Origin of the sequence: Brucella tritici (assembly GCF_902825325.1) — a bacterium.
Taxonomy (GTDB): domain Bacteria; phylum Pseudomonadota; class Alphaproteobacteria; order Rhizobiales; family Rhizobiaceae; genus Brucella.
This window is the reverse complement of the sequence record NZ_CADEAR010000041.1, coordinates 1-10,437: the sequence shown is the minus strand read 5'-3', so window position 1 is coordinate 10,437 and position 10,437 is coordinate 1. Positions and strand designations below refer to the sequence as shown.

Genomic DNA, 10,437 nt, shown 5'->3' with positions numbered 1-10,437 from the left:
CCACGAACGATAGCTTCTCGGCTCGTGTGTGTGAAACCGAGCAATGATTGCAAGGAATCATAGCTATTCGCGCGCGCCAGGCGCGACACGAGGCTGATCGGACTTTCGTCTTCATGGAAGGGCAGGGTAACCGGCAATGTCATTTCTTGGTCCTTCCTTTTTTCTTGGGTTCGTTAGATGCAGACAGATCGGCGAGCACATGTTCAGGCGAGATTTCTGACCAACGTGGGGCTGAGAAGATATTGTGTTCGGGCAGGCAACCGCTCGATTCTTGATAGACGAATGCGAACGCACGATTTTCGAGCACAGTCCTGTCGTTTTTAACGGTCAGGATGCAAGCGGCACGAATAGTTTCAACAATCTTGCCTAGCCCGCCTTGAGCCGAGTGACACAGTCGCCCCACAAAGTCTGCTTCTCGCAGTTCATCCGCGATCTTCAGGCCACAGATCTGTTCGGCAATTTTGGTCATGGCATCGTTGATGAATTGCTGATCATCAGTAGGGCTCTGCTCAACATAGCGGATGACCTTGCTACGGTTCGCGAGCTGGAGATCATTTGTCAGCAATTTGGCAAGATCCGGCACACCTGAAAAGATCGTATGCAAAGGCCAGTCAGGAATCTGCATAAGGCTCTTCAGCCCGTCCTGGACTTCGGTAATCACCTTCTGACTATCGTGACGGATGAGGTGTTGAGCCTCATCGACGTGCAGATAGAGAATACCTCTCGCTTTCAACTGAGTTTTTACAGCCGAAAACAGCTGGGTCTCAGTCTGCTTGGAGTTTGCTGGAAGCCCCATCGCGGACAGCAGTGTGATTGCAAACCCCTTCATAGTTGATGAGCTTGATGCCTCGATACTGAGAAAAGGCGTGATGGTTTCGCCAAACTCATTTTCTCGCGGCTGAAACTCTGCGATGTGACCACAGTGGTGTTTCAATGAATGGGATTTGCCGCTCCCGGATTCACCAATGACAAATAATGCAGTCTGCCGAGAACCGCCGCCACTGTTCAGGTGATCATCAACGTTATCAACCATTCCTTGCAGCATATTGCGCAATTTTCTGTCACGAGGACTTTCGAGATATGTGCCGTAGATATGTCTTTTGAGTTCTTTCAATTCGTCAGTGTTCATTGGTCCCGCCCTTCTTAAAATTCGTCGTAATAGCCGCTCCTTGAAACAGAGGTTTCTGTTTGAAGGTCGGTATCAGTATTGTTCGCTCTGGTTTCCAGCCGCTCGCTTTTCGCAGCCCGTTTTGCAGCTGCGATCTCTTTCTTCTGGACCGTTTGGTACTCGACAAATGCCGATTCATCCGCGAGCTTCAGATCCCCCGGAAGAGAAGCGAGCGCTTCAAGTCTCTGCATCTGGTCATCCGGCTTTGCGATCCAACTGCCGCACAGTTCGGCTTCGAGCCTTGCCAGCGCATTGCTATCCAATGATCGTGCACCCAGCTTGGCCCTGATCATCGCGGCGTCGCCGGATGTCCGCAATTTATTGATCGCCCGGTACATTGCTGCGAGACCAGACTCGCTTTCCTTGGCATTAGCCAGACGAAGCTGCTGACGTGCTACGATCCATTCCTCAAGCGAAACGTTGTCGTCCAGACCAATCTGGTTTTCGACTGAGAACCAGCCCTTATCCTTGCCTGCATAGACGGCAATGGACCGCAGATTCGCTGGATCGTACTTGATCTCAAAATCCGTCTGACCATGTTTCAGGCGAAGGCGCGTTAGCTCATCGTTCGAATAAGGAATGCCCATGAAAGACACGCCATAGGACGAAATCCGTCGCGAAACCTTCTGCCCGAAGATGTGAAGCATTTCTTCTTCGTCGGGTGCAACGTCGATTGGATATTGGGATGCCGCCTTCACCCAAGCATTGTGCGGAGTTCCTCCCGCGAGTCCTTCATGCTTCGTGTTGTGGTAGATATCGCAGATCGCGTACAGGAAGAATTTGATCAGCTCATCACTCTGCAGGCTAAGGCGCTCTTCCGGATTGTAGTCTCCTTTCTCCTGAATAGAACCGAAGGTTCGGCCATCAAAATGGTGGGCCACCATCGGACCAATTGTCTTGAAAAGCCGTTCGATAAATGGTCTGGCTTGTGGTTCACCCGCTGGTGGACGGGTAAACGCAATACGTGCATTCCTCAAAACTTCCTGCGTCCGCTGGCTCACGAACTCCTTGCCGTTATCGCAATAGATTTGGCGAGGACGAAGGCGTCCAATCCAGGGCGTTTCGCAACCCAACGCAGTGGAAATATGCGTTTTGTCGGACATGATCATTCTGATTGCTTCGACGGCATTGGCCGCATTCGGATTGGTGCTCGCCTTAAAAGCCAACACATAGCGGGTGGACACGTCGATGGCGGCAGCGAACCAAATGCGAGTGCTTCCGATCTGATTACGGTAGCTTTCTGGTAGGAGGGACCACATCCCCGTTTCCACGAACAAGGACATCAATTCCACATTCCAGAAGTCCATCTCAATCCGGTCACCCGGCACTTCGAAATGGAAGCTTCGCTTTACGGAAGAAAGCCGCCTCTTGGCGTAAGCCTCTCCGTGTCGTCCCGCGACCTTCGCGTACTCATCAAAACCATCAATGATGCTCTCGAATTTTGTGCGCGAAACTTTTTTGAGCTGAGAATCCGGTGATGAATTCATCTCAAAAAGCTTGGCCAGATAGTCCTGATAAACCTGTGCCTTCGATTTCTTCCTGTTATCCATGTACCGAAGAGCTTCGCTGTGAGCGAAAGCAATCGATTCTGGGTCAGCGGAACGATAATAGATTCCAGGACCATGGTGACGTTGAACCAATCCGAGGGCGTCGCCTCCGCATCCGTGATACTTGGTGTAGTCCCTCCAGAAAGTCTTGACCGATGGGGCGCGATAGAACGTGAGTTCCATCGGCCTGTCTGCGCGACTGGCGCTTGGGAGAAGGTTTGACTGGATCTCGGCGTGCCAAGTATTCAGCAGATGCTGGAGCTTCTCATTGTTCCAACGTTTCCGCCCGTATTCCGGGAATTCCGCGTCATAACGGTTGATCAGCTTTTCACGAACGAGAGCCAGTTTCTGAACCTTCTCAGGGAAATCAGAGAACTTTTTATCGCCGAAGATAATGCGTAGCTTCTGTTGCTCAGGTTCCTGATATCCATACCGAACCGAGGCGCGACCAGCAGAAATTTCATTATAGAGTTCCTGATGGCCGACAACGACTTCGTGGCTGTCGTCTTCCCTCTTGATGTGCCATCCCTCGTTGCCTCTGCAAACTGGAATCCAATGGGCGTTCTTATAGCTAAGCCTGTCGACCTTGCGCATGTTCACCAAAGAGCGCTGGAATGTGGCTGGCTGTGCAAAATAGCTGTTCATGTTAACCTCCTTTTTGAACGTAGCTGTATTGGTTGTCGTCTAGCGAACCACAGTCATCCAACTGAGTTCGTTGATCTGTCCCGGATTCACGGGCCTGATAATTTCGCGGTCGATAAGCGACCAAGCCGCAGTCCAGCGGCTTGAACGGCTCGTGCAGTTCTTGAACAATTGCCCAAACCGGAAATGGCCTGGGCAGTCTTTGATCTCGTTGGCCAGCGCCAGATACTCGCTCTCATTGTAATGAGAACGGGCGCGTAGGATGTTCATGGCGTTCAGAAATGCATCGATGTTAGCCTCGACCTCGGTGAGAAGTCTGAGCTTGATGTCGGGGTGTCGAGCTTCAATCTCACCCAGTGTCCCGACGCATTCCATGCCTGCCTGTTGAATGCGGTCCAGCACATCTTGCATGGCCGCCTTTTTCTTGAACGGCTTAACTGCAATGGCCAGTTGCACTCCGCTTTTCAGCACCACGTAATAGTCAAAGATATGCTTTCGTCGAACGCCATCGGCGTCGACGTAGCCCATTACAGGGTACTGTGAATGAAGTTCCTGAACGTCTCGTCGCGCCTGAATTAATGTCGAAACCCGGTGCTCAAGTTCACTTTCATGGAAGACAACTGTAACTTCATGAACGGTGGAACCACGAGCGGTTTTGGCATTCTTCTGCTGAGGTTGACGGGTGGCAAATCCAGGGCAGGGTTCTTTCCAAAACTTGACGGAAGAGCCGCCACTTTCGGATGAGGTTGCCTTATATTTCCAAGCCCCCAACCTCGGTCACGCCGTGACAATCTTGGTCAATGAGCTGCTGCAGATCACGTGAAGCGTCAGCTTCGGCGATGAATCCGAGACCGGCACGTTGAAGACTGATGTTTCGAGATACTTGACGAGAAAAATTCATAGCTGTCCCCTGAGAGCTTTGGGTGGCCAGGATGGCCGAAGGCTGTCAAATGGGGAACACAAGGATAAGCCGATGCAATTGCGCATCGGGTACTAAACCGACGACAATACTAGGCTTTGCTTGTGCTCCACTGGGTAGTCGGTTTGCATATCATGGTGATATTATCCTTTTGTTTGAGCGTTTAAGCTCAGGGCGCTGCATATGGCAGCATTTCAATTTGATTGCAATATCTAAATTTGAGTTAACCATAAAAAAATCGGAGCGTTATTATCTTCGAGATTCACGACAGAAGTTGCAACCGGCATAAGGAGCAGTCTTAGCTCACGTGTGCGCTGAACGTTAACTTTCAGGAGTTGAGTATGAAGATCACGCTGTATGGCATCGCCTTGATGGCAACACTGGGTGTCGGTGTTTCGTTCGCCAATGAGCCACCTAGCCGTGAGGAGGCTTTCCGTCTCTCAAATCAGGTTCGCAAATGTTTTAGGATGCCTCTCAACCAGTCTGGAGACGCTGTTATAGAATTCCGCCTTCACAAAAACGGAAAAGTAACTGAGGTTGAAACGGTGATCCGGGGGCTTCACCAACTATGTTGTCGGATTGGCAGCTGAGGAAGCCGTGAGGAAATGCCAGCCATATCAGACCTCGATTGTCGGTAAGGTGAGAGTTCCGTTTATTTTCAAAGCCACCTCACCGATGACCGACGAGCAAAAGTCTCAGTAAGCGATATGGATATGATCGAGCAGACCTGATATTTGCACGCCATGATTAGAAGCGTTTGCATGTTGATCGTCGGTTTCGGAGCACTCCAGCATTCTTCGTTTTGGAAAGCCAGCTCAGACGGTTGAAAAATACATGGCAGGATAAGCAACGCCGACACGGATACAATACATCAGGCCGATGTCTGCCGCGACGTCGCGAGAAAACCAGCGATAAAGTCGACGGCTTCGTCCCCGCTTCTCAAGCCGAGATGAATGCTCTTCTGAATTCCGTTCCTGCCGATCCGTACAGAACTAACACCGAGTTTCGTTGTTTCTTGGCGCACCAGCCAGTTCGGAATGGCGCTAACGCCACGGCCTGCTGCAACAAGTTGCAGCATCATTTCCGTTGTTTCGACACTTCTATGGTGTCGCGGGCGGCAATTGGCGGGTACCAGAAACTGTGTAAAGATATCCAGTCGTTCCGGAGGTACGGGATAAGTGAATAGGGTTTCTTGCAGTAAGTTGACAGGCTCTGCATGGCGCAATAGCGATAGAGGATGACCTGCTGGAATGGCAAGCACGAGTTCGTAGTCGAACACCGGCAGATAACGGATGCCCGATGCCTCAATCGGATCAGGAGTGATCAGAATATCGATTTCGTATCCCGTCAGCGCCGCTATGCCACCGGATGCAAACGACGTTGTCAGCTCCAGGTCCACATCTGGCCAATCTACCAGATAAGGCTTTGTCACGCCCATCAGCCATTGATGACACGGATGGCATTCCATTCCGATTCTAAGAGAGCCTCGTTGTCCGTAGCGATAATCCGCTAAAACATCTTCCGCCCTTTCTATTTGCGGGAGAATACGATGCGCCAGTGTCACAATGTAACGCCCAGCCTGGGTAAGGCGGAGATTGCGACCATCCTTCTCCCACATGGCTACGCCATAGCGTTCTTCCAGTTTGCGGATCGTGTGGCTGAGCGCAGACTGAGTCACATTCAGTCTTTCTGCGGCCGCTGTCAGACTGCCTAGGCGATCAACTTCGCGCAGGATTGACAGATGTTGTCTGTCCAGCATGAATATTCCTGCCCTTGCTCGTCTGTACCTGTCTTCGGTACTGCCATCTAAATTTTGGCTGGGCAGTGAAATGGCGCACAAGCGACTGCGCAGATGCCAAGTCGCGAAAGCGGCACTCCGGGACACCCCGCCCGTGGACGTTATCTGACGTGGCAGGTCTCCTGGCTCACGGATAATCGCTCTCGCCCGTCTTCCCAGGATAAACCCAGTGACAAAGGGGGGCGTTCGCTAACCGTTTACAGTTGCGGGGGCAGCTTCGGCATTTGACCGAATTCCCTCTTAGCTCCGGACTTTCGTTCGCAGAACCACGACGGTTAACCAATGTCCTATGCCACCTGTCAGGTCAAGCGTTTCGGCCCATTGCTCATAACAATTGCGTCACGCATTCGTATTCGGATGCGGTGTTCGGTCAAAGTCGGCCTAATCCGCCAACTTATGAACGTGGCTCATGCTTTTATGAAATGAAATCAATTTTAATCGTTCAACGCCTTCGGCATAAGAGTTTTAGCGCTCTTAGCCGAAGTCCGTATCAATACAGACTTTGCAGAAGGTCAGAGTGGGAATAGAAATCAAAGAAAGAAAAGACATCAAAGTGAATTTAAATCATAGATTGGGATGTCAAGTCGTGATGAATGGAGATTTTACATTCAGCATTAAGAGTATCCCCTTCAACGAGGATTACCATCCCTCAGAAAATACTCGTATCACGACCAATTTTGCTAATTTGGCCAGAGGAGAGAACCGCCAGGACAACCTCCGTAACGCCTTGAGGATGATTGACAATCGTTTCAACGCTTTGGCGCATTGGGATAACCCGGAAGGCAATCGGTATTCTGTCGAACTTGAAATCATTTCCGTTGAAATGAATATTGGTGCTGAAAGCAAGAATGATGCTTTCCCGGTCATTGAGATACTGAAAACCTATATCATAGATCACAAGATCGATGAGCGCATTGAGGGCATCGTCGGGAATAACTTCTCATCTTACGTGAGAGATTACGACTTCAGCGTGTTATTGCCAGAGCACAATAAGAATCGACGTGAATTCAGCACGCCTGACAACTTCGGCGAATTGCATGGAAACCTCTTTAAATGTTTCCTGAATTCGAATGCTTATAAAGAGAGCTTCAGCAAGCCGCCTGTAATATGTCTGAGTGCTTCAAGCAGCAAGACCTATCGTCGAACTGAAAATCAACACCCCGTATTAGGGGTTGAATACGAGCAGAACGAGTTCTCTTCGACTGATCAATACTTCAAAAAAATGGGATTGGAGGTTCGATTTTTCATGCCTCCGAATAGCGTTGCGCCTTTGGCCTTCTATTTTATCGGCGATTTGCTTGCCGATTATACCAATCTTGAGCTGATCGGAACCATCAGTACGATGGAGACTTTCCAGAAGATCTATCGGCCCGAGATTTACAACGCCAACTCTGCGGCGGGTGCCTGCTATCAACCGGATTTGAAGCATCAGGACTATTCGCTGACACGAATTGTCTACGACCGCGAAGAGCGTAGCCGGTTGGCTGTCGAACAGGGCAAGTTTGCGGACGAGCACTTCATCAAACCATACAAGACCATTCTTGAGGAATGGTTTGCCAATAGCGTTCATTGACGAACCAAAACACAAGGTTGCCTAGAATGAAACCACTGTTGCCCACCTCAACGGCTGGCAGCTTGCCAAAACCAATCTGGCTTGCACAACCCGAGAAACTTTGGTCGCCCTGGAAATTGCAGGATGAGGAATTAATTGCTGGCAAACAGGACGCTCTGCGTTTGTCCCTGGATGACCAACGACAGGCAGGCATCGATATTGTCAGCGACGGTGAGCAGACGCGCCAACATTTCGTCACAACCTTCATCGAGCATCTCAGCGGTGTCGACTTCGAGAAGCGCGAGACCGTCCGAATTCGCAATCGCTATGACGCAAGTGTGCCGACAGTTGTCGGCGCTATCTCACGTCCAAAGCCCGTTTTTGTCGAAGACGCCAAGTTTTTGCGTCAGCAGACCAAGCAACCAATCAAATGGGCTTTGCCGGGTCCCATGACCATGATTGATACGCTCTATGATGCGCATTATAACAGTCGTGAAAAGCTGGCCTGGGAATTCGCCAAAGCTCTCAATGAAGAAGCCAAGGAGCTGGAGGCTGCTGGTGTCGATATCATCCAGTTCGATGAGCCTGCCTTCAACGTTTTCTTCGATGAGGTAAATGACTGGGGCGTTGCCACGCTGGAAAAGGCAATGGAAGGACTTCAGTGCGAAACTGCCGTCCATATTTGCTATGGTTACGGTATCAAGGCCAACACCGACTGGAAAAAGACCTTGGGATCAGAGTGGAGGCAGTATGAAGAAACCTTCCCAAAACTGCAGAAATCCAGTGTCGATCTGATCTCTCTCGAATGCCACAATTCGCATGTTCCCATCGATTTGATTGAACTCATTCGAGGTAAAAAGGTGATGGTTGGGGCTATTGATGTGGCCAACAATGCCATTGAGACCCCTGAGGAAGTTGCCAATACCCTGCGGAAAGCATTGCAATTCGTCGATGCCGACAAGCTCTATCCCTGCACGAACTGTGGAATGGCCCCTTTGTCTCGTCAAGTGGCAACAGGAAAGCTGAAGGCTTTAACTGCGGGTGCAGAAATCATCAGACGAGAGCTTTCGGCTTAGTGTTGGCTGTGTAGCAGGAGGCCGACATGAATATGGTGGACCACCGTTTTGAGATCGTTGACAAAGCCACATTTCGCAATGGCATGTCGCGTCTTGGCTCTGCAGTCAACGTGGTTACCACCACATACGGCGGGAAACGTTACGGCTTTACGGCTTCGGCGGTCTGTAGCGTTAGTGACACGCCAGCGACATTGCTTGTCTGCATCAATCGTGGCAGCTCGTGTTTTCTCGCTTTTGAAAACACGCGCCACTTCTGTGTCAACACATTGATGCCCGGCCAGGAGGATATCTCAAACCACTTCGGCGGTAAGACGTCGATAGAGGATCGATTTGAGTATGGGGATTGGAGAGAGGGGCTAACTTCTGTCCCTATTCTGACCAATGCCTCTGTCAGTTTCGAATGCGAGCTGACCAATGCCGTCGACGAGGCAACGCATCGCATCCTCTTTGGGCGGGTAATCGACATTCGTGAGAATGAAAAACAGGCAACGTTGCTCTATTGCATGCGTCGCTATCTCAGTGCGTAGGCACGTAACCTTCTCCAGCCAGGGGCGAGAGTAGATCGGCGGTACCAATGTCTAGCCGCAATTGACACCGCTTTGTCAACTATGCGGGTTTAGACAACCGCGAGCACAACCCGGCCTTTCCAATAGGATTTCCATATGATTTCTCCCGAATTGGTCGTTGCCGCTCCGCTACCTGCGTCAATAGAGATACTGCCGAAGCAGGCTCCGAGCCGTGATAAGCTTGGGATGTTGCTACCTACTGGTACTCGCGTCTATCTGACAGATATCGGCGCTCCAGGGGGCAATGAGGAAATGCTGGTAACTGCGCGAATTCTACAGGATATTGGTTGCATCCCGGTTCCGCATCTTGCTGCAAGACGAGTCAGAAGTCGGGAAAAACTGGAATCGCACATAGCGGGACTTACCGAGCACGCTGGCGTGAAAAATGTTCTTGTGATCGGTGGTGATGTCAGCAAAGCATCAGGACCTTATGCTAGCACGATGGCTCTTCTCGAAACTGGACTTCTTGACCGGTTCGGTATCAAGGATATTGCCGTCGCAGGACATCCAGAGAGTCCTCTCGGCTTCACCGAGACATCCGCAATCGAGCTTCTTAAGCAAAAGAAGGCTTTTGCGGATCGAACGGGTGCGCACCTACGCATTGTGACACAATTCGGCTTCGATCCCACGCGGGCGATGGCCTGGTCCGAGAATCTTAGAGAAATCGGTATTGATGTACCCGTACATATTGGTGTCGCAGGCCCGGCCAAGCTTGCCACATTGATTAAGTACGCAACGCGTTGTGGTGTCGGCAACTCCTTCACGTTTTTGAAAAAAAGGGCCGATAATATCTTTTCTCTTGCCACTAGATATTCGCCCGAAACGTATGTCGTTCCAATCGAGCAACAGTTGTCTACTCTGACCCGGCCAGCTATATCGCAGATACATATATTTCCATTCGGCGGGCTCGAAACGGCGTCAGACTGGTTGCGTTCGCGGGGATCTTGGTAACGCTTTGCCATACGTCCAGATTAAGCTGGATTCCACTTCGTACGGCTCTATTTTTCGCTGTAGTAAAGTTTGCCAAGCTCTATGGTCGAACGTCCATGCTTACGTCTATGTGCGTTCGTGTCTCGCAGTGAATAGACACAACTGAACCGCGCCGGGTTTGCCGGAGGCTCCAACTCGTGAGAAAGTGGAGCCGATATGAGCAAGACGACCAACAAATT

9 protein-coding genes and 1 riboswitch are annotated in these 10,437 nt (G+C 50.7%); of the genes, 5 read left to right on the top strand and 4 right to left on the bottom strand.

The features are described 5' to 3' along the window. Positions 1-139: 139 nt before the first annotated feature. From HWX93_RS22060 to HWX93_RS22050, 3 genes are read right to left on the bottom strand one after another with little or no spacing between them, the layout of a single operon-like run. A complete protein-coding gene (locus tag HWX93_RS22060) occupies positions 140-1,129 on the bottom strand; it encodes an ATP-binding protein (RefSeq protein ID WP_176038739.1) in 990 nt (329 codons plus the stop codon). Positions 1,130-1,143: 14 nt separating this feature from the next. Continuing rightward, on the bottom strand, positions 1,144-3,360 hold the full coding sequence (locus tag HWX93_RS22055) for a DDE-type integrase/transposase/recombinase (RefSeq protein ID WP_176038738.1): 2,217 nt from the start codon (positions 3,358-3,360) through the stop codon (positions 1,144-1,146). 39 nt (positions 3,361-3,399) lie between these two features. Beyond that, positions 3,400-4,128, bottom strand: a complete 729-nt coding sequence (locus tag HWX93_RS22050; RefSeq protein WP_176038737.1) for a hypothetical protein — start codon at positions 4,126-4,128, stop codon at positions 3,400-3,402. A 489-nt stretch (positions 4,129-4,617) separates the two neighbouring features. Here HWX93_RS22050 and HWX93_RS22045 point away from each other — a divergent pair, with 489 nt between their 5' ends. Beyond that, positions 4,618-4,866 (top strand): hypothetical protein, encoded by a 249-nt coding sequence (locus tag HWX93_RS22045; protein ID WP_176038736.1) that lies wholly within the window; start codon positions 4,618-4,620, stop codon positions 4,864-4,866. A gap of 281 nt (positions 4,867-5,147) precedes the next feature. Here the strand turns inward: HWX93_RS22045 and HWX93_RS22040 are convergent, their stop codons facing one another. After that, the gene (locus tag HWX93_RS22040) at positions 5,148-6,035 is read right to left on the bottom strand and encodes a LysR family transcriptional regulator (RefSeq protein WP_176038735.1); all 888 of its coding nucleotides are present in this window, start codon (positions 6,033-6,035) and stop codon (positions 5,148-5,150) included. A 133-nt stretch (positions 6,036-6,168) separates the two neighbouring features. Continuing rightward, a riboswitch (cobalamin riboswitch) is annotated at positions 6,169-6,360 on the bottom strand. Between the two features lie 303 nt (positions 6,361-6,663). Between HWX93_RS22040 and HWX93_RS22035 the strand changes: the two genes are divergently transcribed. The 4 genes from HWX93_RS22035 to HWX93_RS22020 all read left to right on the top strand — a co-directional run bounded on the left by HWX93_RS22035 (position 6,664) and on the right by HWX93_RS22020 (position 10,219). Beyond that, the gene (locus HWX93_RS22035; RefSeq protein ID WP_176038740.1) at positions 6,664-7,647 is read left to right on the top strand and encodes a DUF1852 domain-containing protein; all 984 of its coding nucleotides are present in this window, start codon (positions 6,664-6,666) and stop codon (positions 7,645-7,647) included. A gap of 26 nt (positions 7,648-7,673) precedes the next feature. After that, a complete protein-coding gene (locus tag HWX93_RS22030; protein ID WP_112670031.1) occupies positions 7,674-8,702 on the top strand; it encodes a methionine synthase in 1,029 nt (342 codons plus the stop codon). Between the two features lie 26 nt (positions 8,703-8,728). Continuing rightward, positions 8,729-9,229: a flavin reductase gene (locus tag HWX93_RS22025; protein WP_112670029.1), complete on the top strand. Its 501-nt coding sequence runs from the start codon at positions 8,729-8,731 to the stop codon at positions 9,227-9,229. A gap of 135 nt (positions 9,230-9,364) precedes the next feature. Beyond that, complete coding sequence (locus HWX93_RS22020; protein ID WP_176038734.1) at positions 9,365-10,219, top strand: methylenetetrahydrofolate reductase; 855 nt, start codon at positions 9,365-9,367, stop codon at positions 10,217-10,219. The last annotated feature ends 218 nt before the right edge of the window (positions 10,220-10,437 follow it).

What these genes read in the sequence shown, in the direction of transcription:
- HWX93_RS22045 (WP_176038736.1), top strand. Translation starts at nt 4,618, where the DNA reads ATGAAGATCACGCTGTATGGCATCGCCTTGATGGCAACACTGGGTGTC.
- HWX93_RS22030 (WP_112670031.1), top strand. Translation starts at nt 7,674, where the DNA reads ATGAAACCACTGTTGCCCACCTCAACGGCTGGCAGCTTGCCAAAACCA.
- HWX93_RS22020 (WP_176038734.1), top strand. Translation starts at nt 9,365, where the DNA reads ATGATTTCTCCCGAATTGGTCGTTGCCGCTCCGCTACCTGCGTCAATA.
- HWX93_RS22060 (WP_176038739.1), bottom strand. Translation starts at nt 1,129, where the DNA reads ATGAACACTGACGAATTGAAAGAACTCAAAAGACATATCTACGGCACA.
- HWX93_RS22055 (WP_176038738.1), bottom strand. Translation starts at nt 3,360, where the DNA reads ATGAACAGCTATTTTGCACAGCCAGCCACATTCCAGCGCTCTTTGGTG.
- HWX93_RS22035 (WP_176038740.1), top strand. Translation starts at nt 6,664, where the DNA reads ATGAATGGAGATTTTACATTCAGCATTAAGAGTATCCCCTTCAACGAG.
- HWX93_RS22040 (WP_176038735.1), bottom strand. Translation starts at nt 6,035, where the DNA reads ATGCTGGACAGACAACATCTGTCAATCCTGCGCGAAGTTGATCGCCTA.
- HWX93_RS22025 (WP_112670029.1), top strand. Translation starts at nt 8,729, where the DNA reads ATGAATATGGTGGACCACCGTTTTGAGATCGTTGACAAAGCCACATTT.